Raw genomic sequence first — 25,168 nt, forward strand, 5'->3', positions numbered from 1 at the left:
CTATGCGCCAGCGCGCGCAGGGATCGGTATGTCCGACGGCCCCTCGCGAGCGGACGTCCGCGAGACCTACGAGACGATCGGGAGCCACTTCTCGAAGACCCGCGAGTACGCCTGGCCGGAGGTCGAGTCCTTCGTCGAGGATCGGTGCCGGGGCGGAGTCGCGCTCGATGTCGGCTGTGGCAACGGCCGACACGCCGAACTGCTGGCAGACCACGCCGACCGCGTGGTGGGGCTCGACGCCAGCCGCGAACTGCTGGCGGCCGCGAGCGACCGCCTCGGGGCCTGTCCCGCCACGACGCTGCTCCAGAGCGACGCGGCGACGCTGCCACTGGCCGACGACTGTGCCGACCTCGCGGTCTACGTCGCCACGATCCACCACCTCCCCCAGCGGGCAGACCGGCGTGACAGCCTCGACGAACTCGCACGGGTCCTCGGGCCCGACGGGCGCGCACTGGTCAGCGCCTGGTCGACGGCACACGACCGCTTCGACGCGAGCGCCGACGCCGAGCGCGGCTTCGACACCACCGTCGACTGGACGTTACCGGGCGGTCGAACGGTGCCACGGTTCTATCACATCTACGCACCCGCCGAGTTCGAGCGCGACGTTGCCGCCAGCGACCTCGCGCTGGAGTCACTGGAGATTTCGAGTGGGAACTGCTACGCCGTCGTGCGTCCCGAAGGGAAACGCCCTTAAAACAGCACCAGCTATTGGGGGATGAGTGGCGGCGGGGCGCACCGTGGAGACGTTCCGTCGTCACGAGTCTGGCGGTGCGTAACGCGACGCGTTGCGAACCCCAGCGCAAACGAAGTGAGCGGCGGTGGTCTAGTGGTAGGACCTGAGCCTTCCAAGCTCATGGCCCGGGTTCAAATCCCGGTCGCCGCATTTCTGCGAGGAACAGACGTGACGAGCGAAATCGGCAGTAAGATTTGAACCCTACGAGTCGCAGTGCGCGCAGCGAACGAAGTGAGCGAGCACAACCGTCTCGATCTGGTTCAAATCCCGGTCGCCGCATAGCGAGGTTCGAGTGATTGCGAGAACCTCGAAGACGCGAACGCATTTCTGCGAAGAACGTCTGCGAGCGAAAAGAGCGGCGTCACTCCTCGATCGTCACCCACACGTCCGAGACGAGGGTCGCGTCTGGGTTGTTCGGCAGCGAAAGCCGGAGTCCGTCGTCGGTCTCGATCCCGACCACGTCCGGCGTGTTGAGGCCGTCGAGTTCACGGTCGGGGTGGGTGAGCGGCCGTGCCCGCTCGGGGAACCGATCCAGTTCCGGGACAGTCGACCCGCCGTCCCGGTCGAGTCGCCGACGCCCGGCGTCGTCCGTCGACCGATCGCGGACCAGCAGCGTCAGGACTCGACCTCGGAGGTATTCGAGGAGGCCCTGGACCCGTCCCGACACCGACCCGTGCGGTCCGTCCGATCGGTCGCGGGCGTCGGCGGACAGGTCCGGCATGCGAACGCCGTTCATGCGCGAGCGTTGACGGTGCCCGCATAAATTCATGCACCGGGTACGCTCGGTAAGCCCGACGTGACGGGGCGGTAAGGGTCCACGGGACCGTCGGCTGCGAGCGGCTGGCTCGATCCGCTCGACCAGCTGGTCCTCGTCCTCGCGGACGTTGAGCGCGACGATCCGGACGTGAGATTCCAGCCCGGAGCCCTGGAGCTTCGCCTTCAGGAGGTTGTCGACCTGGTAGACGCCCGCGGCGTTCGACATCTCGATCTCGACGAGGACCGGTTTGTCGTCGCCATCCTGCAGAAAGACGCGCTTAATCGCCTGACTCGACACCGTGTTGATGCCGCGGCCGCCGTAGTTGTACGGGATGCGCGAGCGCCCGCTCTCCATGTCCAGCGCGTCGGCGACTCTGACGACGCCGGCCTCCAGCGTCAGCGGATCTTCCTCGGTGTGGTGACAGAGGATCGCGTGCAACACCTCACCTTTCACCCGTACTGCAGCCTCCGTGTCGTAGTAGGCCGGCAGGAAGTCGTCGAGGAGGTCGGCCGCGAGCGGGATCGAGTAGTAGGGGTGGTCGTCCCGGTGGACGACGTGGCCGATGTCGTGCAGGGTCGCGGCCAGCGCGATGATGACGGCTTCGTCGGCCTCCTCCAGGCCCTGTTCGCTGGCACCGTTGAACTCGATGCCGCCGCGCTTGAGCAGGTCGTAGAGGCACAGCGCCCGGTTGCGAACGATCGAGATGTGCTTCGCGCCGTGGTCGTTGTAGCGCTTGCGAGTGACCGGGTTGACGTTCTGTGCCTCCAGGTACGCCTGGATCTCGGTGTCCGACTCGATCGCGGCCAGCACGTCGTTCACGCGCTCGTCGGGGAACGCGTGGTCGGCGTCGGGATCGTACCGCCGGCCGCGGGTATCGAGCGACTCGTCGTTGCTCATATCACAGCAGTTGACGAGGGAGCGAGAAAAAGTCTCGCTTACCCGCGCCGCGTCGTCGACACGACGAGGCGTGCGCGCTACGGACGGCCGGTACGATCGGCAGTACGGTCGTTCAGGAACTGACAGCCAGCGGTCTCACTCCGTCTCGTCGGCCAGTCGTTCGGGCGCTCTCTTCTCTTTGATCTCGCCGACGACGTTGTCGACCGAGTCGCGTTGCTGGGCGATCGTCGCGCCGAGCAACCCGCCGAGCGCGCCGCCGGTACTCGCGGCGTTCCTGCTGAAGACGGCACCGACCGCCGCGCCGAGTGCCGCACCAGTTGCCGCGTACTTCGACCGTCGGAAGACCCGTTTGAGGCGAGTTTGCATACTCGATACGTCGGGCGCTCGGGTTATAAGTGTACGTCACGGCCGACGGCGGATCGAAACCACCCGACTGCGAGCGAGAGTAGGCGTGACGACGAGATAGTTGACGCTCTCTTTTCATTTCGAAGCTGCTATATTAGCCCTATTGAACTGCTGACAGTCCAACACCTTCAGATATGGATACATATATGATAGGTTTCACAGGCGTTATATCACTCCATCGTGAACCCGGTCAGTAAGTATGGCCGAACGAGCAACGTGGACGACACGAATCGGATTTCTGGTAGCCGCGATCGGGAGCGCGGTCGGGCTCGGAAACATCTGGCAGTTCCCGTTCAAGACGGGAGCCAACGGCGGGTCGAGCTTCCTCGTCTTCTATCTGATCGCCGTCGTCGCGATCGGGTTCCCGGCGTTGCTGGGGGAGTTTGTCCTCGGTCGGCGGACGCGCCTGAACGCGATCGACGCCTTCGGTGAACTCGGACACCGGCAGTGGCGCATCGTCGGCGCACTCGGCGTCGCGACGGGGTTCTGGATCCTCTCGTACTACAACGTCGTCGGCGGCTGGGTCATGCGCTACATCGTCGGCAGCGCGACTGGTGCCTACTTCGACGCGCCGGCCGAGTACTTCGGTGCCGTCTCGGCGGGACCGGAAGCGATCGCGGCCCAGGCGCTGTTCGTGCTGGTCGTCGTCGGCATCGTCGCGCTGGGCGTCGAGGACGGCATCGAGAAGGCGACGAAGGTGATGGTTCCGAGCATCGTCCTCCTCATGCTCGCGATGGCGGTCTGGGCGCTCACGCTGGAGGGCGGGGCCGCGGGCTACGAGTACTTCCTCTCGCCGGACCTCGACACGCTGCTGGCGAACGCCAGCACGGCGATTCCCTTCGCCGTCAGCCAGGCGTTCTTCACGCTGTCGCTCGGGATGGCGATCATGGTCACCTTCTCCTCGTACGTCGGCAACGACGACAACCTCGCCGTCGACGGCGGGATCATCGTCGGGACCAACACGCTCATCGGCGTCCTCGCCGGGCTCGTCGTCTTCCCGGTCCTCTTCGCCAACGGGATCGATCCGGCGACCAGCGGTCCGTCCGCCATCTTCATCGCGATGGCGAGCGGGTTCGCCGAACTACCGGCTGGTCGGCTCCTCGGCGTGGTCTTCTTCGGTGTCGTCCTGATCGCCGCGCTCTCCTCGGCGATCAGCCTCCTCGAAGTGTCGGTGTCCTGGGCGACCGACAACTACGACGTGGGACGCGTGCCGCTGGCAGCCGGACTCGGGGTCGGGCTGTTCGTCCTCGGGCTCCCGTCGGCCTGGGACACGGCGTGGCTCACGTGGTTCGACAACCTCGCGTACCAGCTCCTGTTGCCGGTGTCGGTGCTGTTCGCGATGCTGTTCGTCGGCTGGGTGCTCGGCGACGAGGCGCTCACGGAGATCCGACAGGGGATGTCCGGGATGGACTGGTTCGGGCCGACGTGGCTCTGGACGGTCCGGATCGTCGTCGTCGCTGGCGTCGCCGCGACGCTCGTGCTCGGGCTGCGGACGCTGTTCGTCGAGGGCGCGATCGTCCCGCCGGTATAGGGCCGACCGCCGCTCAGCGCACCAGATACGGATCGTCGTTCGGGAGGAATCGCCCGAGGTCGGCCTCGCGGCGGTAGTCCGAGGCCAGCAGTGCTTCGAGTGCCCGAACGAGTCGTTCTTCGTCGTCTGTGTCCCACGCCGTGGGTTCTTTGATCGGGTAGACGAGCCACCCGGCTCCGGCGACCTCCGTGGCGTGGCGCTCGTCCATGTCGATGTCGTCGGTGGCTTCCGAGGTCGCGATCGAGAAGACGTGGCGCGTGGCTCGCTCGCCGACCGGGAGCAAGACGTGGGCCGTAATCGCTCGCAGTTCGGAGTCGAACAGCGGCTCCAGGTCGTCGTAGGAGCGCTCGCTCGGCGTTCCGTCGGCGACGCACATGTGGAGATACGAGAAGTAGGTCTTGTCGACGGTCGGGGGCGTCCCCGCTTCGAGCAGGAGGCCCGCGTCGACGAGCGCCCGCTGGAGCCGATCGCCGGCCTCGCAGTCGGTGAAGGGGACGCCGGAGTCGATGCCCCCGTGGACGCCGGGGTGGTCACCGACGACGTGGAAGTGGGCGTTGGCGTCGCCGTACCCCGCGACGTACTGTTCACAGCCGGGGTCGAAGCCGAAGGGGTTGGCCGGCCGATCCGTAACGTTTCTCACGGCAGACGGGAGGCGACAGACGGACTTTACTCCGACGGTTCACACAGAGTGTCACGATCGATCGGGACCCTGCCAGCGGTTCGTACCGCCGGCTGTCTCAGTGAGGGGTGTTCACAATTCTCAGCGAAGCACACCACAGATCGATAGCCGGTCGCGTCAGTCGCCTGCGACGACGTCCGAGTCGGTCGGTCCCTGACCGTCGAACCGGGCGACGAACTCGTCCAGCGTCCCCGGGTCGTCGGCACCGGGCAGCGGCTCCTCGGCGGTCGTACAGTCTGTCGCGACCCCCAGCCGATCGCAGACCAGATCGGTCGTCGCCTCGGCCATCTGCCGGTAGGTCGTGAGCTTTCCGCCGACGACGCTGACGGCGTTCGCGACGCCGTCCTCGGCGTGGTCGAGGCGGAAGAAGCCACGTGAGATCCCGCGCCGTTCGGACTCTGCCTCGTCGGGCGCGTACAGCGGGCGAACGCCCCACCACGTCCGCTCGATCTCGGCGTCGGCGACCGGGGGCAGCATCGCCGCACACTCCTCGATGCAGGTCTCGATCTCCCAGTCGGCCTGCTCGTAGTCGTCCGGGTCCGAGGCGGGTACGCTGGTCGTCCCCAGGACGGCCTGGCGCTCGTGAGGGACGACGATGTCGCCGTCGTCCGGGTCACGACATCGGTTCAGGACGGGGCCGACCCGGTCGTAGTCGACGGCCACCATCACGCCCCGTGAGGGGGCCATCTCCACGTCGAGACCCGCCATGGCCGCGACCTCGCCGGCCCACGCACCGGCGGCGTTGACGAGGAAGTCCGCTTCGATCGTCTCCGAGACGGTGCCGCCGAGGTCAGCCGACGTGACCCGTCCGTCCGCGACCGTCACGGATTCCAGTGGTGCGTTCGGGTGGATCGACGCCCCGTGGTCGGCCGCGTCCGCGGCGTTGGCCGCCACCAGCCGCGAGGGGTAGATGACGGCGTCGGGGACCCGGAACGCCCGTTCGACCGCTCCCGAGAGGTCGGGAACGAGGTCGCGGGCCGCTGTGGCGTCCAGCAGCTCGGTGTCGATGCCCAGTTCCTCGCAGGCCGCGCGCTTGCGCTCGAAGTAGTCGGGGTCGTCGTCGGCTAGCTGGACGAACAGCCCGCCGGTGTCGCGAATGCAGTCCCCGGCGATCGACCGGAGGATGCGGTTCTCCTCGATACACTCCCGGGCACCCGTCGGGTCGGCCTCGGCGTAGCGCGCGCCGCTGTGGAGCAGCCCGTGTGACCGCCCGGAGGTGCCACTCGCGAGGCCGCCGCGTTCGGCCAGCGTCACGTCGACGCCGCGCAGCGCGAGGTCGCGTGCGATACCGACGCCCGTCGCACCGCCGCCGATCACGAGGACCGTCGTCGATCGTGTCATCACTAGATGTTGGTCTCTACGCACATGACCCTGCCGCCGAGAGCGGGCTCCGGTGATGCTCTGGATGGCCCAGCGTCGCCGTCAGGCAGCGGTGTCGCCCTGCTCTGGCAGCGCGACACTGACTGTCTGTCTTCCCCGACCGCGTCGCCGGACGGGAACGGCCCGCCTCCCGCAAAGGTTTTTCCGGCCGTCGCTGTCTATGCCAGTCATGCACAGCACAGCCGAGGGTGGTTCGGCGTGACCCACGAGGACCGCGTCGACGACCTGCGCGAGCGCAAGCGCGAGGCAGAGCGTGGCGGCGGCGAGGACCGCATCGAGGCCCAACACGAGAAGGGGAAGCTCACGGCCCGCGAGCGCATCGACTACTTCCTCGACGACGACACGTTCGTCGAGATCGACCAGCTGCGCGAACACCGCTCGACGAACTTCGACATGGACGAACACCACGTCCCCGGCGACGGCGTCGTGACGGGCTACGGCGAGGTCGACGGCCGGAAAGTGTTCGTCTTCGCCCACGACTTCACCGTCTTCGGCGGCTCGCTGGGCGAGGCGTTCGCCCAGAAGGTCTGTAAGGTGATGGACAAGGCCATCGAGACCGGCTGTCCGATCATCGGCCTCAACGACTCGGCCGGCGCGCGCATCCAGGAGGGCATCGACTCGCTGGCGGGTTACGCCGACATCTTCCACCGGAATCAGCAGGCCAGTGGCGTCGTCCCACAGATCTCGGCGATCATGGGACCCTGTGCGGGCGGCGCGGTGTACTCGCCGTCGATCACGGACTTCGTCTGTATGGTCGAGGAGACCAGCCACATGTTCATCACGGGACCGGACGTGATCGAGACGGTCACCGGCGAAGAGGTCGGCTTCGACGAACTCGGCGGGGCCCAGACTCACGCCAGCGAGTCCGGCGTGGCCCACCTGACCGCGGCCGACGAGAAGGCCGCGATGGATGACATCCGGTACATGCTCTCCTATCTCCCGCAGAACAACGTCGAGGACCCGCCCCGCGTCGATCCCTGGGACGATCCCGAGCGCCGAGACGAGGAGCTGGTCGACGTGGTTCCCGAAGCCCCCCAGCAGCCATACGACATGACGCGAGTCATCGACGGGATCGTCGACGAGGGGTCGTACTTCGAGGTCGCCGAGGCGTTCGCCCGGAACATCACGATGGGGTTCGCCCGACTGGACGGCCACGCCGTCGGCGTCGTCGGCAACCAGCCCCGCGTCAACGCCGGCACGCTGGACATCGACGCCTCCCGGAAGGCCGCGCGCTTCGTCCGGTTCTGTGACTCGTTCAACATCCCGATCTGTACGTTCGTCGACGTGCCCGGCTTCATGCCCGGCAAGGACCAGGAGCGCAACGCGATCATCAACCACGGCGCGAAGCTGCTGTACGCCTACTCCGAGGCGACGGTGCCGCTGTTGACCGTCATCACGCGGAAGGCCTACGGCGGGGCCTACGACGTGATGGCGTCCAAGCACATCGGCGCGGACGTGAACTACGCCTGGCCGACCGCCGAGATCGCGGTCATGGGGCCACAGGGCGCGGTGAACGTCCTCTACGACGACGAACTGGAGGCGGCCGACGACGTCGAAGCCCGTCGACAGGAACTGATCGACGAGTACCGCGACGCCTTCGCGAACCCCTACACGGCAGCAGAGCGGGGGTTCGTCGACGACGTGCTGGAACCACAGGAGACGCGGCCACGGCTGATCGACGATCTGGAGACACTGCGAAACAAGCGCAAGCACCAGCCCGAACGCAAGCACGGCAACATCCCGCTGTAGGGTCGCTGGCGTTTCTCAGCGGTCGAAGACGCCGATCATCTCGTCGGCCGTCGCCTGTGCGTCCCACTCGTCGATGAAGCCCGCGATCGCCGCTTTCAGGTCGACGAGCTGTGCCGAGGACATGCTCAGGCCGTGGGTGATCGTCTGGGGCTGTTCGGTCGAGCGGTCGAGTTGCTGGTGCTGGGACTTTCCGAAGTCGGTGAAACCGTCGATCGAGGCGTCTTTCCGGGCCGGTAGCGACCCCTTCTTCCGGCTGAACCGCTCCTGCCCGTCACAGGAGCCGACGTATTCGAGGAACGTCTCGAGCGCGTCGCTGTCTGACTCCGACGACGGGATGAACGAGTCCATGACGACGGCGAACATGTTCTCCGTTCCGGGGAACGCGACGCGGTCCCACTCGGACTGGAAGTCGAAGTCCGGCGTCTCGTCGAACACGCCGGCCGCCCAGTCGCCCTGCGGGTAGACCGGCGCAGCCCCGTCGATGAACTGCTCGTTGGCGTCGGTCATCCCGTCGTACAGCGAGTCCTCGCTGGACAGCGCCGCGAAGCGCTGGATGTGTTCGAGCGCGCTCACGATCACGTCGCGGTGACGCGACGCGTTGCCCGCGGTCATCGCCTCGAAGGTGGCGTGATCGGACAGTCCCAGGAGCGTGATCTCCCACAGTTGCAGCACGGTGAACGGGTCGGCCATCGGGAGCAAGAGCGCCGGTCCGTCGTGGTCGTCGGCGACCGCTTCCAGCATCTCGACGAGTTCGGTCGGGTCCGACGCTCGCGCGGGGTCGATCCCGATCGCCTCGACGGTCTCGGTGTGGAGGTACATGTCGTTGGCCCGGTGGATCGTGACCGGGACCGCGTGGTACCGGCCGTCGACCTGTGCGACGTCGGCCGCGACCGATCGGAAGTTCGCAGCCATGTCCGAGGCCTCCCAGAGGTCGGTGATGTCCTTGACGGCGTCGACTTCGGCGTAGCCGGCCATCTCGCCGCCGGGCCAGCCAGTCCAGACGTCCGGTGGGTCCTCGCCCAGAATCCGGCTCTTGACCTGGAGGCGCATGTTGTCGTAGTGGGTCTCCCGAACCGAGATCGAGCTGTGCCTGTCGGCGAACCCGTCCATCATCGCTCGCAGTGCGGCCTCGCCGTCGCCCCCGACGTAGTGGTGGACGAGTTCGAACGTGCCACCACGAGACTGCTGAACTCCGCTAGACATTACCGTACCATCGCCCAGTTACCGTGATAAACATTCGCCCGCCAATATCTCACGTGATAGCCGGAGCTGCCGGAGCGACCACTGCGGCTGTGCCCCGCCGACACGGAACGGTGGACCGGATCGGCAATCGATCGGCCGGTCAGAGACGTGTAACGGTCGTGTTTAGTTAAGCGTGAAAAGTGAGGCGGGAGAATTTCTTGGTGCTCTATGCCAGAAATCACCCGCCTCAGTGGGAGTAGAGAGTGGATTGATTTGGATTTTATGGAGCGTGAGCGGACACCCGAACCGGCGATGGCGCTGGGTATTCAGTCCCATCTTGCGGGACTCTCGCTGTCGAATACCGTCGATTTGCTCGAAGCTTTGGGTGTCCAACGCAGTCGGAAGGCGATCCACGATTGGGTTCAGAAAGCCGATCTACAGCCAGAATCTGGCCGATCTCCGAATCAAGTTGCGGTGGATGAAACAGTGATTCGGATCAACGACGAGCAATTTTGGCTGTACGCCGCCGCAGATCCCGCCACAAACGATCTGCTTCACGTTCGTCTCTTTTCGACTACCACGACTGCCCTCACCGAAATCTTCCTGCGCGAACTCCGGCAGAAACACGATGTCGAAACTGCCGAATTTCTCGTTGATGGCGCTCAACACCTCCAAACTGCGCTACAACGTTCAGGACTGCGATTTCAAATATCTCGCCACGGAAATCGGAATACTGTCGAACGGATTTTCCGAGAACTGAAGCGCCGAACCTCGTCGTTTTCGAACTGCTTCAGTCACGTCGAACCGGAGACAGCCGAAAATTGGCTCCAAGCCTTCGCCAGCTGGCACAATGCTCCAAACTAAACACGACCCGTGTAACTCCGCATAGTTTTATGAGGGGGTCGTCGGTACTGGGAGATATGTTCGACAAGGTTCTCGTTGCGAACCGCGGCGAGATCGCGGTTCGGGTCATGCGGGCCTGCGAGGAACTGGGGGTCGAAACCGTCGCGGTCTACTCCGAAGCCGACAAGCACTCGGGCCACGTCAGATACGCCGACGAGGCGTACAACGTCGGCCCGGCCCGCGCGGCCGACTCCTATCTCGATCAGGAGGCGATCGTCGACGCCGCCCGACGGGCCGACGCCGACGCGATCCACCCCGGCTACGGCTTCCTCGCGGAGAACGCCGACTTCGCAGCCCGCGTCGAGGCCACCGATGGGATCACCTGGGTCGGTCCCGAGAGCGACTCGATGGAGTCGCTTGGCGAGAAGACGAAGGCCCGCACGATCATGTCGGCCGCCGACGTGCCCATCGTCCCGGGGACCACCGACCCGGTGACCGACCCCGAACAGGTCCACGAGTTCGGCGACGAGAACGGCTATCCGATCGCGATCAAGGCCGAGGGCGGCGGTGGTGGCCGCGGCATGAAGATCGTCGAGAGCCCCGACGAAGTCGAGGACCAGCTCGAATCGGCCAAACGCGAGGGCGAGGCGTACTTCTCGAACGACTCCGTCTACCTCGAACGCTACCTCGAAAATCCGCGCCACATCGAGGTCCAGATCATCGCGGACCACCACGGCAACGTCCGCCACCTGGGCGAGCGCGACTGCTCGCTTCAGCGCCGTCACCAGAAGGTCATCGAGGAGGGACCCAGTCCCGCCCTGTCGGACGAACTCCGCGAACGGATCGGGGAGGCCGCTCGCCGGGGCGTCTCCGAAGCCGGCTACTACAACGCCGGCACCGTCGAGTTCCTCGTCGAAGAGCAAGACCGCGAGCCCGGCGAACTGCTCGGTCCCGACGCGAACTTCTACTTCCTCGAAGTGAACACGCGCATCCAGGTCGAGCACTGCGTCACCGAGGAGATCACGGGGATCGACATCGTCAAGTGGCAGCTCAGGGTCGCCGCCGACGAGGAACTGGGCTTCGCCCAGGACGACGTGGCGGTCGACGGCCACGCCATCGAGTTCCGGATCAACGCGGAGAACGCCGCCGACGACTTCGCACCCGCGACCGGGGGCACCCTCGAAACGTACGATCCGCCCGGCGGCGTCGGCGTCCGGATGGACGACGCGTTGCGGCAGGGCGACGAACTGGTGACCGACTACGACTCGATGATCGCGAAGCTCATCGTCCACGCGGGCGACCGCGAGGAGGCCATCGAGCGGGGCAAGCGCGCGCTCGGCGAGTACGACATCGAGGGAATCCCGACGATCGTCCCCTTCCACCGGCTGATGCTCACCGACGACGAGTTCGTCCAGGGCATGCACACGACGAAGTACCTCGACGAGACGCTCGATCCCGAGCGCATCGACGCCGCACAGGAGCGGTGGGGGACCGAGACGACGACCGACGCGGACGACGAGGAGGTGACCGAACGGGAGTTCACCGTCGAGGTCAACGGCAAGCGCTTCGACGTGGAGCTGGAAGAACGCGGCGCGCCACCGATCGAGGTCGGTGAGATCGAGAGCGGCGACGGCGGCGACCGCCCCCAGCGGCCCGGCGGTGGCGGCTCGGATTCGGGCGGCGACGGCGGCGGAGCCAGCGCCGAGGGCGACGAAGTGACTGCGGAGATGCAGGGCACGATCCTCGAAGTCAACGTCGACGAAGGCGACGAGGTCGAAGCCGGCGACGTGGTCTGCGTGCTCGAAGCGATGAAGATGGAGAACGACATCGTGGCCGAACGCGGCGGCACCGTCACCCAGGTGGCCGTCGACGAGGGCGAGTCCGTCGACATGGGTGACCTGCTGTTCGTCGTCGGGTGACCGCTCGCGTCGCGTTCGGCGGTCGCTGACAGACGGAGACGTTTTTGCCGTTCCCGCCGAGGGGCTCCGTATGCAAGCGACACGCGAGCAGGTGCTCGACGCGCTCTCCGAGGGGCCGGTGACCGGGCCGGCGCTGGCCGATCGTCTCGACGTCTCGCGGGCGGCGATCTGGAAACACGTCGAGCAGCTGCGAGAGGAGGGGTTCGAGATCGACAGCGGCGACGACGGCTACGAACTCGTGTCCGTCCCCGAGTTCGGCGCGAGCGCCGTCGCGTACGGGCTCGAAGCGCCCTTCGAGATCGAGTACCACGACAGCATCGACAGCACGAACCGCCGCGCACGGGAGCGTGCGGCGGAGGGCGAGGGCGACGTTGCGGTCCTGGCCGACGAGCAGACCGGGGGTCGTGGCCGACTCGACAGGGCGTGGGCCTCGCCCAGCGGCGGCGTCTGGCTCTCGCTCGCGCTCCGTCCGGAGGTTCCCATCGCGCACGCGCCGGCTTTCACGCTGGCTGCGGCCGTCGCCGTCACCCGCGCCGCCCGCGAGGCCGGCGTCGACGCACGGATCAAGTGGCCAAACGACGTGGTCGTGGGCGACGACGAGCGCAAGCTGGCGGGCATCCTCACCGAGGTCGAGGGCGAGGCCGACCGCGTCGACTGGGTCGTCGTCGGGATGGGGATCAACGTCAACGTCGACCCGTCGGCGCTGCCGGCGGCGGCCGACGCCACGAGCGTCCAGGAAGCGGTCGGGCCGGTCGATCGGCGCGTGTTCACCCAGCGACTCCTAGAGGAGTTCGACGCGCTCCGTCGCGATCTCGACGCGGTCGTGCCGGCGTGGCGAGCGGACGCGACGACGCTTGGCAAACGGGTTCGCGTCGAGACGCCCGGCGGCACCGTCGAGGGCGAGGCCGTCGACATCTCCTTTCCGGGCGCGCTGGTCGTCGACACGGGCGAAGAGCGGGTGACGATCACGGCCGGCGACTGCGAGCACCTCCGGCCGGCCTGATACTGCCGGCTGTCACTGTTGCAAGCGATTCGCGACCACGGGATCGCAGAATGCGTCACAGACTGACAGCCGGTAGTATGAGACGGTTGCTCGGCGATGCGTCCGGCGATCGTCGCCACCCCGCTTCGACCTGCCAGACTGGCGCTTCAGGCGGCGGTCAGCGCCTCGTCGACGTGGACCGTCAGGACCGGGACGGGCGAGCGCCGCACCACGTGTTCGGCGACGCTGCCCAGCAGGAGCCGATCGATACCGCCGCGTCCGTGGGTGCCCATCACGATCAGGTCGGCACCGCTCTCGGCCGCGTGGGCGACGATCTCCCGTTCCGGGTTCCCTTCGAGAATCGTGTGTTCGACGGTGGTCTCCGGCGAGCAGATCCGCTCTGCGGCCTCGATGGCCATCTCGCCTTCGTCGCTGAGCAGGCCTCGAATCCCCTCGACGGAAGCGCCGGTCGGCATCGTCGTCATGTGAGAGGTGTCGACGACGTAGACGACCTCGACCGCAGCACCGTGTCGTCGCGCGATCTCGTCGGCGTGTTCGATGACCCGCTCCATGCCGGCCGAGCCGTCCGTCGGCAGGAGCACGCGGTCGTACATTGTCTCGTGTTAACAGTTCACTGGGTGGGTGCTTAAGCCTTGCCTGCGTAGTGGACGCGTTCGACGTCGTCGACGCCGGCACGCCGGACGATCGCGCGGACCGGGTCCTGCGCGCCCGAGAGGTTGTCGGAGTCCCCGTCCAGCACCAGCAGATCGGCGTCGCGACCCTCGGCGACGAGCCCGCAGTTCAGCCCCGCGATCTCGGCTCCGTTGACCGTCGCCATCCGGAGGACCTCGGCGGCCGGAACGTCGGCGAGTTTCGCCGCCCAGGCCATCTCGCGGAACATCGACGGGCTGTTGGTCATCACGTTGTCCGTCCCCAGCGCGACCGTCGTTCGCTCGACGAGGTCGGCGACGGGCGGGACGCCGACGTTCGTCACGACGTTCGAGCGAGGGCAGACGACGACGGGGACCTCGCTGTCGGCCACGCGGTCGAGGTGCAACTCCTCGGCGTGGACCATGTGGACGAGAAAGTCCGGATCGAGGTCCAGCGCGGGGTTGATGTCGCTGGCGTCGACCTCCCCGGCGTGGATGCCGAACAGTTTTCCCGCCTCGGCGGTCGCGGTCCGTTCGTGGCTGAAGTCGCCGTCGGCGGCCCCGCTCGCACCGAACCCGTCGCTTCGCTCCATCGCCGCGACCGTCTCCCGTCCGAGCACGACGCTGTCGATCGGCGAGTCCCGCAGTGCCGCCTCGATCGCCGCGACGCCGTCGACCCCGCCCTCGCGGAACTCGACGAACGCGGCCGTTCCCGCGCGCTGCATGAACGAGATCGTCCGGGACATCGCGTCGACGAGTGCCTCGCGGCTGGCCTGTCTGAGCAGCCTGTGCTTGAGACCGTCGGGCGGCGCGACGAGTTCTTCCAGCGTGAGGCCGCCGCCGGCCTCCTTGGCGATGGAGTCGCCGATGTGGGTGTGGGCGTTGACGAACGCCGGGAGGATCCACGAGGAGGGGTCGACCGTCGCTTCCTCGACGGCCGCGATCTCGCCGTCCTCGATCACGACGCGGCCCTCGATCGGTTCGAACTCGCGGCCGCGGAAGATCGTGCCGGCGAGAATGGTCTGGTCGCTCATGGGAACACGTGGTGGCTCCGGTCAGTTGAACTCGTCGAGTGTCGCGTGGACGCCCGGCCGCGCGTCCCGGACCATCGCTCCGTCGGGTTCCAGCCCCAGCACGCGGATCGCACTCTCGCCCACGCGGTCGGCGACGGCCTCGGGCGCGTAGACGCCCAGCCGCCACTGATCTCGCTGGGCCGCTCGGAGGGCGGTGACCAGCGTCGACTGGTCGCCCAGCCCGCGGACCTCGCCGTTGACGACGACCCGACTCGACGACTCGGGCATCGACGGTTCGCCGGGTACGTCCAGGAGGACGGCGTCGGCGTCGACGTTGGCCGCGTCGGCGATCGCTCGCTCCTCCTCGCGGATCTCGGCGTGATCCATCGCCAGCAGTTCGTCGGGCACGGCCCTCATCTCGGCCCAGATCGCCCGCTTGTACAGGCGACGCTCCGTGAGACGGTGTGCGTACCCCGCCGTCGCGTCGGTCCGACGCAGCGAGACGAGCAGGTCGCTGTCGTCCCAGCGGCGCAGTTCGGCCGGGTCGGTGTCGGTGACTTCGAGGAGCCGCTCGGTCCCGCGCCGGAGCATCGTCTTGGCGATCCGGGCGACGTGGTGCCTGTAGACGGTCGGGTTCATCAGCGCACGGGCCAACAGCAGCGACTCCGCGGTCTGGACGTTGCCCTCGTCCAGCACGAGGTCGCCGTCGACGAAACGCAACTCCCGGATCAGCCGCTCGTGGTCGATCGTGCCGTAGGGGACGCCGGTGTGGTGGGCGTCCCGCACGAGATAGTCCATCCGATCCACGTCGAGTTCCCCCGAGACGAGCTGTCCGAGTTCGCCGTCCCCGGCGACGAGGTCGGCGACCGCGTCGTGGTCGAGGTCGTGGTCGGCCAGCACTCGTGCCACCTCGCCGCGGTCGAGCAGGTCGTGGACGTCGTCGTGGTACTTCCCCGTCTCGCGGTAGACCAGCGCCTCGACGTTGTGACTGTACGGCGAGTGGCCCACGTCGTGCAACAGCGCCGCCGCCCGGACGCGTTCGGCCTGCCGGCCCTCGATCCCGAGGTGGCTAAGCGCCTCGTCGGCGAGGTGATAGACGCCGAGGGAGTGTTCGAAGCGGGTGTGGTTGGCCGACGGGTAGACGAGCGTCACCGTCCCGAGCTGGGCGATCCGGCGGAGTCGCTGGACGGGCGGCGTGTCCAGCAGCGCCTCGGCCACGCCGTCGACGGCGATGTGGTCGTGGACGCTGTCCTTGATCGTGTTCATCAGTTGCCGCTTGGTCGGCTCCGTGAATAAGAGTGTGTTCCGACAGCGTCAGGCAAACGTCGAGAGCAACTCGTGGAGCTCACCGCGGCGGGCGTGTCCGGCGTCGACGGCCTCACCGGGTGATCGCCCCAGCTCGCCGACCGTCTCGATGGCGTCGACGGGATCGTACCCGCGACCGTACACGAGCCAGGCGGCGAGGACGTGGCCGGTCCTGCCGATGCCGGCCAGACAGTGTACGACGACCGGCTTCTCGGCCTCGACGGACTCCTCGATGAACGGCAGGATCTCCGCGTCGAGCGTCTCGGCGTCGGCCAGGTGGTGGTCGGCGATCGGGACGTGTTCGACGTTCTCGCCGCCGAAAGCCCGGACGTACCGGCCGGTACTGGCCTCCGTCTGGTCGAGCTGGGTCCCCGAGAGCAGGCAGAGCACGCGCTCGATGCCCCGTTCCTGCATGAACGCGATCCACTCTTCGACGGCGTCGTCGGGGGCCGCAGTCGAGTGCCAGCCGGGACAACACGCACCGTAGACGTACTCTTCGTCGGGGCCAGCGGGAGCGAACCGGTGGGCGTCGACCCGGTCCAGGCGTCGGAATTCGGACATTGTCTTCCCTAGATGGTCCCCGAGACTTGAATCAACCCCTTCGGTTCTCAATGTTGAAAATCCGCCGCCGGGCTGGCCCGTGACGCCCGGTGAGAGACGATGTTTTATCAACTCCGTCCCCACTACAGGGGGTATGGTGACGTTTCTCTCCGGCGGCACCGGAACGCCGAAGCTGCTCGCCGGGGCCGACGCCGTCTTTCCGCCCGAAGCGACGACCGTCGTCGGCAACACCGGCGACGACGTGGTCCTGGGTGGACATCTGGTCTGTCCGGACGTGGACACGGTGCTGTTCCTCGACGGCGGCGTCCTCGACCGCGAGACCTGGTGGGGTATCGATACCGATACCGCCGAGACACACGACGAACTGCACCGACTCGCCGAGCGGGCGGGCCTCGCGGGCGGGCCGCGATATCTCCCCGACTCTGCACAGACTGGCGGCCGCGAGATCGGGCGCTGGCGGCGCTTCTCCGGCGTCGCGGAGTTCATGCACATCGGCGACCGCGACCGGGCCGTCCACGTGACCCGGACGAGCCTGCTCGACGAGGGGCACTCGCTGACCGAGGTGACAGCGACGCTCGCCGACGCGTTCGGGCTCGACCGCACGCTCGTGCCGATGAGCGACGATCCGGTGGCGACGCTGATCCACACGCCCGACGGCGTCCAGCACTTCCAGGAGTGGTGGGTCGCGAACGGCGGCGATCCGGCGATCGAGCGCGTCGAGTTCCGCGGGCGCGAGGAGGCGACGACCACACCGGCGGTCGACGCAGCGCTTTCCGAGCCGGTCGTGATCGGTCCCTCGAACCCGGTCACGAGCATCGGCCCGATGCGTGCCGTCTCGGGGTTCGAGTCGGCGCTTGAACGCACGCCGGTCGTGGCCGTCTCGCCGTTCGTCGGCGAGGAGGTGTTCTCCGGCCCCGCCGGGACGCTCATGACGGCGACGGGGTACGAGGCCAGTACGGCCGGTGTCGCGGACGCGTACCCGTTCGCGGACGCGTTCGTCCTCGACGAGGACGATCCGACGACGCTCGACCGACCGACCGTCAGAACGGACACGCGAATCGACGACGACGCGGACGCCGAACGCGTCGCCCGCGCGGTCGACGAGGCACTGGAGGTAGTGGCGTGAACTCGGATCGAGGTGGGGCGCTGTTCGATCCCCCCGTCGCGCTGGCGAGTCTCAGCGGCCGCTCGGACGCCGAGTGGGCCGAGGGTGGCGGTCCCTTCGCCGGCTGTGCCTTCCTCGGTGGGATCGCGCTGGACGACGCCACCCGGCGCGCGGCCCGGTCGATGGTCGAACGGGACCGCTCGGAGTTCCTGCCGTCCGACCCGCTGGCCTTCGTCCAGCGGCAGCTGCGAGCGATGGACGAACTGCCGATCAGAGCCGGCGTCAACGTTCGCAGCGCCGCGCTCGCGCCCATCGAGGACGCCGCCGGCCGCTGTCAGGACCACGACGCGATCCTGGAGATCAACGCCCACTGTCGGCAAGAGGAGATGTGCGAGGCCGGAGCCGGGCAGGCCCTACTCGACAGGCCCGAGAAGCTCTGTCGACAGGTCGAGGCGGCGACCGCGACCGGTGCGACCGTCAGCGTGAAAGTCCGCGCGGAAGTCGACGGCGTGGACCTGCCGACCCTCGCCGCGAAACTGGAGCGGGCCGGCGCGGACGCGGTCCACGTCGACGCGATGGACTCCGAGCACGTCGTCGGCGAGATCGCGGACGCGACCGGCCTGTTCGTGATCGCGAACAACGAGGTCAGAGACGCCGAGAGCGCCCACGAGTACTTCCGGTACGGTGCCGACGCGGTCAGCGTCGGCCGGGCGAGCGACGACCCGGACGTGCTGGCGGCGGTCCGGCACGCGACCCACGAGTGGTTCCAGACGGGGGCGAAGCCGTGAGAACGACCGCCCAGAACGCCGAGCTGGCGCTGTTGCTCGAAGTCGCCGGGACGCCGAAGCCCGGCAACGTCGACCGGGAACACGAGTACGAGGACCTCCGATTCGAGCACTTCCTCGCCGGTGCGGTCGGTGCTCGACCCGGCTTCGAGCGCGCAGCAGCAGGCGACCCGATCGGTGACGCGTTCGAGCACGCAGTCGAGGGGATGGCCCAGCAGCGCGGGGGCAACACGCAGTTCGGCGCACTCCTCGTGGTGACGCCACTGGTCGCGACGGCGGCCAGCGGTGCGCTCTCGCGAGAGCACGCGCGGGCGGTCGTCGCCGAGACGACCGTCGACGACGCGGCGGGCTTCTACCGCGCGTTCGAACACGTCGACGTGGCCGTCGACGAGCCCCCGGAGGGCATGGAACCGCTGGACGTTCGCCGCGGAGCCGACGCCGTCCCGACGCTGCGCGACCGCGGGCTGACGCTGGCGGACGTGATGGAACGGAGTGCCGACGTGGACGACGTGGCCGCCGAGTGGACCGACGGCTTCGAACGCGTCTTCGACGCGGCCGACCGCATCGAGAGCGCGTCTGGGCCGGTCGCTGACCGCGCGGCGACGGTGTTCCTCGAACTGCTGGCGGCCCGACCCGACACCTTCGTGAGCACGCGACAGGACCGAGAGACGGCCCTGGCCGTCCAGCGACGAGCGCAGGCCGTTCTCGACGGCGAGGACGACGTGGACGAGTTCGCAGCAGATCTCGTCGAACGAGACATCAACCCCGGAACGACGGCGGACCTGATCGCCGGGGGGCTGTTCGTCGCGCTGGAACGGGGGCTGTCCGTGTGACGGCGTCCTGGCCCGTCGATCTGGACGGCGTGACCGAGTCGGTCGTGACGACACTGGGACCCAACGACCGCTGGAACGTCGCCGCGCTGGGGCTGCACGCCTCGGCGAGTGACGATGTCGTCTTCGCGCGCACGTGGGGTCGAACCCGGACGTGGCGGAACTTCCGCGAGCGCGGCGAGGGGTACGTCCAGTTTACCACCGACCCCGTCGACTTCGCCGAGGCCGCGATGACGGTCCGCGAGGAGGACGAACCGGTCCTTTCGAGCGCTGACGCGTGGGTCCGCGTCGAAGTCGAAGAACGCGCGAGTGGCACCGACGGGGGCACCGAGTGGGTCGAGTGGACGCTCACACCGATCGAGTCGGCGGTCGAGCACCGCACCGTTCCGACGACGAACCGCGCCTACTACGCCGTCGTGGAGGCGACTGTCGCGGCCTCTCGGCTCGACGTGCCCGAGTACGACACCCAGACGCTGCGCGATCGGATCGACTACTTCGAGAGCGTCGTCGAGCGCTGTGGCGGCGAGCGCGAGCGCGAGGCCTTCGCCGTCGTCCGAGAGCGCGTCGGCAGCGAATAAGTGGCGTGTCACACCCCACCAACCGACCGTCGTTCCGAATCCTTTTAGAGGGCCACTCCGGTAAGTGGCCGTATGGCAATCAAGCCCGCCTACGTCAAGAAGACAGGGACGCTCCTGATGGAACGGTATCCGGACGCTTTCGGTGCGGACTTCGAGCACAACAAGGACGTCGTCACCGAGCTTACCAACATCGAGTCCAAGGGCGTTCGCAACCGCATCGCCGGCTACATCGCACGCAAGCAGTCCGCCCAGACCGCCGAAGCGTAACGCGGCTCTTCTCTCTGCTCTCACGACGACCGAACAGTCGCGACTGGATCTTCTCGGACGGAGTATTTACAGACGTACAGCCGGCAGTGTCACTCCGACGACTCGGAGCCCGCGCCGTCGGTCGTCGCGACGACATCGAGCTCGGAAACGTCGGCGGTACACCAGTGACAGAACTCGATGTCGGGATCGAGTTCGCGACCGCAGTTCGGACAGTGCGTGAGCCGTCCGTCGTCGGTGACCGACACCCGAGCGACCGCGTTGTGGACGTGTGCGAGAGCGTACGCGTCGAGGACGCTGAGCGTGGCGACCAGCAGGAGCGGCGCGAGTGCCAGCGGGTCGACGCTGCCCTGGCCCGCCGCTTCGAAGGCCGCGGGGTCGACGAACAGGACCGACACGGCGAACAGCGCTACGAGCCACCCGAGGGCCCGACGCCACCGCCGGAGATAGAGGTGACCGAGTCCCGTCGCGATCGCGCCCAGCAACGCGGCGAGCAAGGGTCGTTTTCGGGATTGCGATCGTTCCATACGCGGACTTACTCGTTAGTCAGCCATAAACCTTCTCTCGATCACTCGCAGAGCGGGACCGCAGGCCAGTGATGAGGGTATTGCGGCGGTGTATCGATTTGGCAGACCGAAACAATAAAGCGGGTTACTAACTGTTCAATTAGTACAGTGGTGGACCGTTCGCGAGACGTTTCCCTCTTCGGCCGAGCCGCTCCGCGTCGACGTGGTGTCACACCGCGCTCTCACAGCGACACGCGAACCCCACGCGGACGACGCCGGGCGATCGACCGGCTCGTAGAGATCGGTATGCTGGAGAGGAACGATCGATGATGGTTCGATCCTCTCTCCGCGCGCTCGTCAGTGGCCCGCTGGCACCGCAACTGCGACGGTTCGTCGCCGTCGGCATCGTCGCGGCAACCGTCCAGATGCTCCTGCTGTGGCTCTTCGTCGACGTGGCCACGCTGAACTATCTGCTCGGGGCGCTCGTCGCGATCGAAGTGACGATCGTCCTCTCGTACGTCCTCAACAACGCCTGGACCTTCCGGTGTGCCCAGAAGACCGGCGTCGGGGAGTATCTGTACGGACTGCTCAAGAGCAACGTCGTCCGTGGGCCTGCGATCCCGATCCAACTCGCGCTCCTGTACGGACTCGTCGAGTGGAGCGCACTGACCCACCTGCCGGCCAACGCCGTCGCGATCCTCGTCAGCGGCGTGTATCGGTACGTGCTCGACGCGCGCTGGACCTGGAGGGGAGCGTGACGCCGACGCTGCTCGCCCTGTCGACGGCGGGGCTCGCCGAGTCACTGTGGGCCGGCACGGAAGCCCTCGTCGAGTCCGCGACCGGCTGGCCCGGAATGGGGATCGTCTTCACCTACTCGTTCCTGATCGCGTTCGCGCTCCCCGGCCCCAGCGAGGTCGTCTTGGCCGCGCCACTCGACCTCGGACTCCCGCCCTGGGCGCGACTGAGTGCGATCATGCTAGTCAGCGCGTTCGGGAAGGCCGCCGGCAGCGTCTTCGCCTTCCACATCGGACAGGGAGTCAAAGAGTCGGGGCCGATCGTCCGGTGGCTGCGCCGCTCGCGGTGGGACGTACTGGAGTGGTCTGAGAAGCGCTCCGTTCAGTTAGCTCGCCGGTACGGGTACGGCGGCCTCGCCATCGCCCTATCTGTTCCGTTCTTTCCCGACACGATCTCGATCTACGCGTTCGCGGTCCTCGAACGCGACTACGTCCGGTTCGCCGCGGCGACGTTCCTCGGGAGCCTGGGCCGGCTGGTCGTCACGCTCGGACTGCTCGGCGGCGTGACCGCGGTGTTCTGATCGACCCGACGCCGTCTACTGGTCGGGGGCCACGCGGTCGGCGTGGCGTTTGCGGTGGACGATCCCCTGATTGATCGCGGTGCGGTGGACGAACTCGCGGAACGCCTCGCCGGTCTCGCTGTCCTCGTCCAGTACCATCGGTTCGCCGTCGTCGCCGCCCTCTCGGACCGCCGGGTCCAGAGGGATCTCGCCGAGGAAGGGGAGGTCGGTCTCCTCGGAGAACTCCCGGCCTCCGCCGGAGTCGAAGATGTCGTGTTGCCCACCGCAGTCCGGGCAGGTGAACGTCGACATGTTCTCGACGAGTCCCAGGACGGGGGTCTCGTGGCGGCCGAACATCTCCAGTCCCTTGCGGGCGTCGTCCAGCGCGACGGTCTGGGGGGTCGTGACGATCGTCGCGCCCGTGACGGGGATGTTCTGGAGCATCGTCAGCTGGGTGTCCCCGGTGCCCGGCGGCAGGTCGATCACCATGTAATCGAGGCTCCCCCAGACCACGTCCTCCCACAGCTGTGTGAGGACGCTGTCGACCATCGGCCCGCGCCAGATGACCGGGTCGTCCTCGCCGACGAGGAAGTCCATGCTCATGAGCTTGATCCCGTACTTCTCAGGCGGGATGATCTCGTCGTCCTCGGTCGCCTGCGGGTGCTGGTCCGCGTCGAGCATCCGGGGGACGTTCGGCCCGTACACGTCCGCGTCGAACAGCCCCACGTGGGCACCGAGCTCCGAGAGGCCGACGGCGAGGTTGACCGCGAGCGTGCTCTTGCCGACCCCGCCTTTCCCCGAAGCGACGGCGATGACGTTTTTGACGCCCGGCAAGACGTTGCCCTCTGCGTCCATGCCGCGGTCCACGTTGGCGGTCAACTCGATCTCCCGGTCCGCGTCGTCGAGCGCCTCGCGCACGTCGGCCGCGATGGCGGTCTCGTTGGGCGAGTACGGCGCGCCCAGCGCGAGGTCGACGGCGATCGACGCGTCGTCGATCTCGATCTCGTTGACCAGGCCGAGCGACACGATGTCGTCGCGGAGGTCCGGATCGTGGACCTCGCGGAGGCGCTCGCGTACGGCAGGTTCGTCCATACGCGTGCTACGCGTGGGACCGGCGATAAGGGTTGTGACGTACGGAGCAGCCCCAGTTCATACGACCGGCTGTACATCTGTGACCGATTTCGCCACCCCGGGGTGGCGAAGCTCGTCACGAAGGTACAGCCGGCAGTATCAGGGACGGCGAAAGGTGTAGACGGCCGCGTCGTCGCCGGTCTCGAACGTCACCTCGATCACGCCGTCCTCGTGGTCGAAAGCGAGTCGTTCGGCCGGCCCGGCGAAGTCGTGCAGGGGCATCCCCGCGTCGACGGTGCCGTCCGGCTCGACGGCGAAGTGTGCCGTCGAGCCGAACGTCGCGACCAGCGTGCCGTCGGATCGCTCGGCCACGTCGGGAGCGAACCGACCGAGTTCGGTTTCGAGGCGGTGGTGATCGTCGGGATCGACGACTGTCGGAGCCATAGCTACCGGTTCGTCCGGGGCGTGCAAATCGGTGACGACGGGGCGGGTGATTCGTTGCGTTTATGTACACCCGGCGTGGAAATCTGAGTAGACTCGTGCAGGGGCGCGGCGTCCCGAGTCCTCGTCGAGAGGGCGCGAGTACTATGAACGCGTGTCGTGGTAGCCAAGCCTGGCCCAAGGCGCAGGGTTGCTAACTCTGTGGCGTACAGCCTCCGGGGTTCGAATCCCCGCCACGACGCTCACACCCGACTAACCACACATGAGTGCAGAAGAACCAGAACTGGACGAAGACGTGGACGAGGAGGAACTCCGCTACTTCGTCCGTATCGGACAGACTGACCTCGACGGTACGAAGTCCGTCGAGCGTTCCCTGACAGACATGAACGGCATCGGTAAGCGCGCAGCGCGCATCATCGCCGAGAAAGCCGGTGTCGACCGCCAGGCGCTCTTTGGCGCGCTGGACGACGAGGACATCGAGGCCGTCGTCGAGAAGGTCGAGGGGTACGCTGACGAGGTCCCGGAATGGCTCACGAACCACCAGAACGACTTCTACTCCGGTGAGACGACCCACGAGATCGGTAACGACCTGCAGATGCAGCGTCGCGCCGACGTCAACCGGATGCAGATGATCGACTCCTACAAGGGCGTTCGCCACAAGCGCGGCCAGAAGGTCCGCGGTCAGCGAACGAAGTCCACCGGCCGAACCGAGGGCACCATCGGTGTCAACGTCGAGGCCATCAAGGAGGAACAGGCCGAGGAAGCGGCCGCCGAGGAAGACGAGGGCGGTGAGGAATAATGGCACTCGGATCCAACACCAAGTTCTACGAGACGCCGAACCACCCCTACCAGGGTGAACGCATCGCCGACGAGCAGAACCTCATCGGCCGCTACGGCCTGAAGAACAAGGAGGAACTGTGGCGCGCACAGTCCGAGCTCCGTAGCTACCGACGCGAGGCCCGAAAGCTGCTAGGCCGAGCGGAGGGCGAGGGCTCCCGGTTCGAAGCCGACGAGTTCCTCACCCGACTGAAGCGACTGGGCGTCCTCAACGAGACCGACGCACTCGACGACGTGCTGTCGCTGGACGTCACCGACGTGCTCGAACGCCGACTCCAGACTGTCGTCTACCGCAAGGGCTACGCGAACACGCCCGAGCAGGCCCGACAGTTCATCTCGCACGGCCACATCGTCCTCGGTGACGCCCGCGTCACCCGACCCGGCATGAAGGTCGAGTCCGACAGCGAAGGCGACGTCGGCTTCGACGAACACAGCCCGATCGCGGACGAACTCCACCCAGAACGAGCGGAGGCCCAAGAATGAGTGAATCCGAAGACAGCAAGTGGGGCATCGCCCACGTGTACGCATCGTTCAACAACACGATCATCACCATCACGGACCAGACCGGTGCCGAGACGCTGGCCAAGTCCTCCGGTGGGACGGTCGTCAAGCAGAACCGCGACGAAGCGTCGCCCTACGCCGCGATGCAGATGGCCGAAGTCGTCGCCGAGAAGGCCAAGGCCCAGAACATCGAGGGCGTCCACGTCAACGTGCGCGGTCCCGGCGGGAACCAGCAGAAGTCCCCCGGCCCAGGCGCACAGGCGACGATCCGCGCACTCGCCCGTGCAGGCCTGGAGATCGGCCGCATCGAAGACGTCACACCGATCCCGCACGACGGGACCCGCGGTCCCAAGAACGCCGGATTCTAACC

At 67.3% G+C, this 25,168-nt stretch carries 27 protein-coding genes, 2 tRNA genes and 1 pseudogene; 18 read left to right on the forward strand and 12 right to left on the reverse strand.

Annotation, left to right across the window (positions count from 1 at the left end; all coding sequences use genetic code 11):
* Nucleotides 1-28: 28 nt before the first annotated feature.
* Both AC5FRZ_RS09865 and AC5FRZ_RS09870 read left to right on the forward strand, forming a co-directional pair.
* Nucleotides 29-694 carry a class I SAM-dependent methyltransferase gene (locus tag AC5FRZ_RS09865; RefSeq protein ID WP_493564492.1) on the forward strand — a complete coding sequence of 222 codons (666 nt, stop codon included), beginning with the start codon at nucleotides 29-31 and terminating at the stop codon, nucleotides 692-694.
* Between the two features lie 118 nt (nucleotides 695-812).
* Nucleotides 813-883: transfer RNA gene (locus tag AC5FRZ_RS09870), tRNA-Gly, on the forward strand.
* Between the two features lie 694 nt (nucleotides 884-1,577).
* On the opposite strand, the pseudogene AC5FRZ_RS09875 reads toward AC5FRZ_RS09870, so the two are convergent.
* Both AC5FRZ_RS09875 and AC5FRZ_RS09880 read right to left on the reverse strand, forming a co-directional pair.
* Nucleotides 1,578-2,387, reverse strand: a pseudogene (locus AC5FRZ_RS09875) (HD domain-containing protein); the annotation flags it as partial.
* A 135-nt stretch (nucleotides 2,388-2,522) separates the two neighbouring features.
* Nucleotides 2,523-2,753, reverse strand: coding sequence for a hypothetical protein (locus tag AC5FRZ_RS09880; RefSeq protein WP_170094539.1), 231 nt, complete (start codon nucleotides 2,751-2,753; stop codon nucleotides 2,523-2,525).
* A 238-nt stretch (nucleotides 2,754-2,991) separates the two neighbouring features.
* On the opposite strand from AC5FRZ_RS09880, the gene AC5FRZ_RS09885 reads away from it, so the two are divergent.
* Nucleotides 2,992-4,323 carry a sodium-dependent transporter gene (locus AC5FRZ_RS09885; protein ID WP_493564493.1) on the forward strand — a complete coding sequence of 444 codons (1,332 nt, stop codon included), beginning with the start codon at nucleotides 2,992-2,994 and terminating at the stop codon, nucleotides 4,321-4,323.
* A gap of 13 nt (nucleotides 4,324-4,336) precedes the next feature.
* On the opposite strand, the gene AC5FRZ_RS09890 is transcribed toward AC5FRZ_RS09885, so the two are convergent.
* Nucleotides 4,337-4,963, reverse strand: coding sequence for a uracil-DNA glycosylase family protein (locus AC5FRZ_RS09890; RefSeq protein ID WP_493564494.1), 627 nt, complete (start codon nucleotides 4,961-4,963; stop codon nucleotides 4,337-4,339).
* Between the two features lie 156 nt (nucleotides 4,964-5,119).
* Nucleotides 5,120-6,343 carry an FAD-dependent oxidoreductase gene (locus AC5FRZ_RS09895; protein ID WP_493564495.1) on the reverse strand — a complete coding sequence of 408 codons (1,224 nt, stop codon included), beginning with the start codon at nucleotides 6,341-6,343 and terminating at the stop codon, nucleotides 5,120-5,122.
* Nucleotides 6,344-6,580: 237 nt separating this feature from the next.
* Here AC5FRZ_RS09895 and AC5FRZ_RS09900 point away from each other — a divergent pair, with 237 nt between their 5' ends.
* Nucleotides 6,581-8,131 carry a carboxyl transferase domain-containing protein gene (locus tag AC5FRZ_RS09900; RefSeq protein WP_170094543.1) on the forward strand — a complete coding sequence of 517 codons (1,551 nt, stop codon included), beginning with the start codon at nucleotides 6,581-6,583 and terminating at the stop codon, nucleotides 8,129-8,131.
* A 15-nt stretch (nucleotides 8,132-8,146) separates the two neighbouring features.
* Here AC5FRZ_RS09900 and AC5FRZ_RS09905 read toward each other — a convergent pair whose 3' ends face one another.
* Nucleotides 8,147-9,334: an ABC transporter substrate-binding protein gene (locus AC5FRZ_RS09905; RefSeq protein WP_170094544.1), complete on the reverse strand. Its 1,188-nt coding sequence runs from the start codon at nucleotides 9,332-9,334 to the stop codon at nucleotides 8,147-8,149.
* Nucleotides 9,335-9,541: 207 nt separating this feature from the next.
* On the opposite strand from AC5FRZ_RS09905, the gene AC5FRZ_RS09910 reads away from it, so the two are divergent.
* From AC5FRZ_RS09910 to AC5FRZ_RS09920, 3 genes are all read left to right on the forward strand, one after another.
* Entirely contained in the window at nucleotides 9,542-10,177 is a 636-nt protein-coding gene (locus AC5FRZ_RS09910; RefSeq protein WP_493563755.1) for an IS6 family transposase, read from the forward strand.
* Between the two features lie 56 nt (nucleotides 10,178-10,233).
* On the forward strand, nucleotides 10,234-12,075 hold the full coding sequence (locus AC5FRZ_RS09915; RefSeq protein ID WP_493564496.1) for an acetyl-CoA carboxylase biotin carboxylase subunit: 1,842 nt from the start codon (nucleotides 10,234-10,236) through the stop codon (nucleotides 12,073-12,075).
* 70 nt (nucleotides 12,076-12,145) lie between these two features.
* On the forward strand, nucleotides 12,146-13,078 hold the full coding sequence (locus AC5FRZ_RS09920; RefSeq protein WP_493564497.1) for a biotin--[acetyl-CoA-carboxylase] ligase: 933 nt from the start codon (nucleotides 12,146-12,148) through the stop codon (nucleotides 13,076-13,078).
* 146 nt (nucleotides 13,079-13,224) lie between these two features.
* Here AC5FRZ_RS09920 and AC5FRZ_RS09925 read toward each other — a convergent pair whose 3' ends face one another.
* Genes AC5FRZ_RS09925 through AC5FRZ_RS09940 form a run of 4 tightly spaced genes read right to left on the reverse strand, consistent with a single transcriptional unit; the run spans nucleotide 13,225 to nucleotide 16,586 of the window.
* Entirely contained in the window at nucleotides 13,225-13,671 is a 447-nt protein-coding gene (locus AC5FRZ_RS09925) for a universal stress protein (RefSeq protein WP_170094547.1), read from the reverse strand.
* A gap of 32 nt (nucleotides 13,672-13,703) precedes the next feature.
* Nucleotides 13,704-14,741, reverse strand: a complete 1,038-nt coding sequence (locus tag AC5FRZ_RS09930) for an amidohydrolase family protein (RefSeq protein ID WP_170094548.1) — start codon at nucleotides 14,739-14,741, stop codon at nucleotides 13,704-13,706.
* Nucleotides 14,742-14,762: 21 nt separating this feature from the next.
* Nucleotides 14,763-15,986: an HD domain-containing protein gene (locus AC5FRZ_RS09935; RefSeq protein WP_170094549.1), complete on the reverse strand. Its 1,224-nt coding sequence runs from the start codon at nucleotides 15,984-15,986 to the stop codon at nucleotides 14,763-14,765.
* A gap of 48 nt (nucleotides 15,987-16,034) precedes the next feature.
* Nucleotides 16,035-16,586, reverse strand: a complete 552-nt coding sequence (locus AC5FRZ_RS09940; protein WP_170094550.1) for a protein-tyrosine phosphatase family protein — start codon at nucleotides 16,584-16,586, stop codon at nucleotides 16,035-16,037.
* A gap of 133 nt (nucleotides 16,587-16,719) precedes the next feature.
* Here AC5FRZ_RS09940 and cofD point away from each other — a divergent pair, with 133 nt between their 5' ends.
* The 5 genes from cofD to AC5FRZ_RS09965 all read left to right on the forward strand — a co-directional run bounded on the left by cofD (nucleotide 16,720) and on the right by AC5FRZ_RS09965 (nucleotide 20,151).
* Nucleotides 16,720-17,712 (forward strand): 2-phospho-L-lactate transferase, encoded by a 993-nt coding sequence (gene cofD / locus AC5FRZ_RS09945; RefSeq protein ID WP_372480748.1) that lies wholly within the window; start codon nucleotides 16,720-16,722, stop codon nucleotides 17,710-17,712.
* A gap of 20 nt (nucleotides 17,713-17,732) precedes the next feature.
* Complete coding sequence (locus AC5FRZ_RS09950) at nucleotides 17,733-18,479, forward strand: tRNA-dihydrouridine synthase (RefSeq protein WP_170095361.1); 747 nt, start codon at nucleotides 17,733-17,735, stop codon at nucleotides 18,477-18,479.
* The gene (locus AC5FRZ_RS09955) at nucleotides 18,476-19,309 is read left to right on the forward strand and encodes a triphosphoribosyl-dephospho-CoA synthase (RefSeq protein ID WP_208625990.1); all 834 of its coding nucleotides are present in this window, start codon (nucleotides 18,476-18,478) and stop codon (nucleotides 19,307-19,309) included. The genes AC5FRZ_RS09950 and AC5FRZ_RS09955 overlap by 4 nt, the downstream gene beginning before the upstream one ends.
* Nucleotides 19,306-19,884, forward strand: a complete 579-nt coding sequence (locus tag AC5FRZ_RS09960) for a DUF447 domain-containing protein (protein ID WP_493564498.1) — start codon at nucleotides 19,306-19,308, stop codon at nucleotides 19,882-19,884. Before AC5FRZ_RS09955 ends, AC5FRZ_RS09960 begins: the two co-directional genes overlap by 4 nt.
* A 72-nt stretch (nucleotides 19,885-19,956) precedes the next feature.
* Nucleotides 19,957-20,151 (forward strand): 30S ribosomal protein S17e, encoded by a 195-nt coding sequence (locus tag AC5FRZ_RS09965; RefSeq protein WP_018258376.1) that lies wholly within the window; start codon nucleotides 19,957-19,959, stop codon nucleotides 20,149-20,151.
* A gap of 89 nt (nucleotides 20,152-20,240) precedes the next feature.
* Here AC5FRZ_RS09965 and AC5FRZ_RS09970 read toward each other — a convergent pair whose 3' ends face one another.
* The gene (locus AC5FRZ_RS09970) at nucleotides 20,241-20,675 is read right to left on the reverse strand and encodes a DUF7575 domain-containing protein (RefSeq protein ID WP_493564499.1); all 435 of its coding nucleotides are present in this window, start codon (nucleotides 20,673-20,675) and stop codon (nucleotides 20,241-20,243) included.
* Nucleotides 20,676-20,983: 308 nt separating this feature from the next.
* On the opposite strand from AC5FRZ_RS09970, the gene AC5FRZ_RS09975 reads away from it, so the two are divergent.
* The gene (locus AC5FRZ_RS09975) at nucleotides 20,984-21,412 is read left to right on the forward strand and encodes a GtrA family protein (protein WP_493564500.1); all 429 of its coding nucleotides are present in this window, start codon (nucleotides 20,984-20,986) and stop codon (nucleotides 21,410-21,412) included.
* 8 nt (nucleotides 21,413-21,420) lie between these two features.
* Nucleotides 21,421-21,969 carry a YqaA family protein gene (locus AC5FRZ_RS09980; protein WP_240937036.1) on the forward strand — a complete coding sequence of 183 codons (549 nt, stop codon included), beginning with the start codon at nucleotides 21,421-21,423 and terminating at the stop codon, nucleotides 21,967-21,969.
* A gap of 15 nt (nucleotides 21,970-21,984) precedes the next feature.
* Here AC5FRZ_RS09980 and AC5FRZ_RS09985 read toward each other — a convergent pair whose 3' ends face one another.
* Nucleotides 21,985-23,040 carry an Mrp/NBP35 family ATP-binding protein gene (locus AC5FRZ_RS09985; protein ID WP_170094556.1) on the reverse strand — a complete coding sequence of 352 codons (1,056 nt, stop codon included), beginning with the start codon at nucleotides 23,038-23,040 and terminating at the stop codon, nucleotides 21,985-21,987.
* 138 nt (nucleotides 23,041-23,178) lie between these two features.
* Entirely contained in the window at nucleotides 23,179-23,463 is a 285-nt protein-coding gene (locus AC5FRZ_RS09990; RefSeq protein WP_493564501.1) for a hypothetical protein, read from the reverse strand.
* 153 nt (nucleotides 23,464-23,616) lie between these two features.
* Between AC5FRZ_RS09990 and AC5FRZ_RS09995 the strand changes: the two genes are divergently transcribed.
* The 4 genes from AC5FRZ_RS09995 (at nucleotide 23,617) to AC5FRZ_RS10010 (ending at nucleotide 25,166) form a co-directional block, all read left to right on the forward strand.
* Nucleotides 23,617-23,701: transfer RNA gene (locus AC5FRZ_RS09995), tRNA-Ser, on the forward strand.
* Nucleotides 23,702-23,722: 21 nt separating this feature from the next.
* Nucleotides 23,723-24,259 (forward strand): 30S ribosomal protein S13, encoded by a 537-nt coding sequence (locus AC5FRZ_RS10000; protein ID WP_015763537.1) that lies wholly within the window; start codon nucleotides 23,723-23,725, stop codon nucleotides 24,257-24,259.
* Nucleotides 24,259-24,780, forward strand: a complete 522-nt coding sequence (locus AC5FRZ_RS10005) for a 30S ribosomal protein S4 (protein WP_153553667.1) — start codon at nucleotides 24,259-24,261, stop codon at nucleotides 24,778-24,780. Before AC5FRZ_RS10000 ends, AC5FRZ_RS10005 begins: the two co-directional genes overlap by 1 nt.
* Nucleotides 24,777-25,166 (forward strand): 30S ribosomal protein S11, encoded by a 390-nt coding sequence (locus AC5FRZ_RS10010; protein WP_015763539.1) that lies wholly within the window; start codon nucleotides 24,777-24,779, stop codon nucleotides 25,164-25,166. The genes AC5FRZ_RS10005 and AC5FRZ_RS10010 overlap by 4 nt, the downstream gene beginning before the upstream one ends.
* Nucleotides 25,167-25,168 lie beyond the last annotated feature (2 nt).

Source organism: Halomicrobium sp. HArcht1-1 (assembly GCF_058933285.1).

Excerpts from the sequence above, each read along its gene's own strand:
- AC5FRZ_RS09975 (WP_493564500.1), top strand. The coding sequence starts at position 20,984 with ATGGTTCGATCCTCTCTCCGCGCGCTCGTCAGTGGCCCGCTGGCACCG.
- AC5FRZ_RS10000 (WP_015763537.1), top strand. The coding sequence starts at position 23,723 with ATGAGTGCAGAAGAACCAGAACTGGACGAAGACGTGGACGAGGAGGAA.
- AC5FRZ_RS09985 (WP_170094556.1), bottom strand. The coding sequence starts at position 23,040 with ATGGACGAACCTGCCGTACGCGAGCGCCTCCGCGAGGTCCACGATCCG.
- AC5FRZ_RS09990 (WP_493564501.1), bottom strand. The coding sequence starts at position 23,463 with ATGGCTCCGACAGTCGTCGATCCCGACGATCACCACCGCCTCGAAACC.
- AC5FRZ_RS09865 (WP_493564492.1), top strand. The coding sequence starts at position 29 with ATGTCCGACGGCCCCTCGCGAGCGGACGTCCGCGAGACCTACGAGACG.
- AC5FRZ_RS09925 (WP_170094547.1), bottom strand. The coding sequence starts at position 13,671 with ATGTACGACCGCGTGCTCCTGCCGACGGACGGCTCGGCCGGCATGGAG.
- AC5FRZ_RS10010 (WP_015763539.1), top strand. The coding sequence starts at position 24,777 with ATGAGTGAATCCGAAGACAGCAAGTGGGGCATCGCCCACGTGTACGCA.
- AC5FRZ_RS09880 (WP_170094539.1), bottom strand. The coding sequence starts at position 2,753 with ATGCAAACTCGCCTCAAACGGGTCTTCCGACGGTCGAAGTACGCGGCA.
- AC5FRZ_RS09905 (WP_170094544.1), bottom strand. The coding sequence starts at position 9,334 with ATGTCTAGCGGAGTTCAGCAGTCTCGTGGTGGCACGTTCGAACTCGTC.
- cofD (WP_372480748.1), top strand. The coding sequence starts at position 16,720 with ATGGTGACGTTTCTCTCCGGCGGCACCGGAACGCCGAAGCTGCTCGCC.
- AC5FRZ_RS09885 (WP_493564493.1), top strand. The coding sequence starts at position 2,992 with ATGGCCGAACGAGCAACGTGGACGACACGAATCGGATTTCTGGTAGCC.
- AC5FRZ_RS09910 (WP_493563755.1), top strand. The coding sequence starts at position 9,542 with ATGCCAGAAATCACCCGCCTCAGTGGGAGTAGAGAGTGGATTGATTTG.
- AC5FRZ_RS09930 (WP_170094548.1), bottom strand. The coding sequence starts at position 14,741 with ATGAGCGACCAGACCATTCTCGCCGGCACGATCTTCCGCGGCCGCGAG.
- AC5FRZ_RS09970 (WP_493564499.1), bottom strand. The coding sequence starts at position 20,675 with ATGGAACGATCGCAATCCCGAAAACGACCCTTGCTCGCCGCGTTGCTG.
- AC5FRZ_RS09895 (WP_493564495.1), bottom strand. The coding sequence starts at position 6,343 with ATGACACGATCGACGACGGTCCTCGTGATCGGCGGCGGTGCGACGGGC.
- AC5FRZ_RS09920 (WP_493564497.1), top strand. The coding sequence starts at position 12,146 with ATGCAAGCGACACGCGAGCAGGTGCTCGACGCGCTCTCCGAGGGGCCG.
- AC5FRZ_RS09965 (WP_018258376.1), top strand. The coding sequence starts at position 19,957 with ATGGCAATCAAGCCCGCCTACGTCAAGAAGACAGGGACGCTCCTGATG.
- AC5FRZ_RS10005 (WP_153553667.1), top strand. The coding sequence starts at position 24,259 with ATGGCACTCGGATCCAACACCAAGTTCTACGAGACGCCGAACCACCCC.
- AC5FRZ_RS09915 (WP_493564496.1), top strand. The coding sequence starts at position 10,234 with ATGTTCGACAAGGTTCTCGTTGCGAACCGCGGCGAGATCGCGGTTCGG.
- AC5FRZ_RS09940 (WP_170094550.1), bottom strand. The coding sequence starts at position 16,586 with ATGTCCGAATTCCGACGCCTGGACCGGGTCGACGCCCACCGGTTCGCT.
- AC5FRZ_RS09935 (WP_170094549.1), bottom strand. The coding sequence starts at position 15,986 with ATGAACACGATCAAGGACAGCGTCCACGACCACATCGCCGTCGACGGC.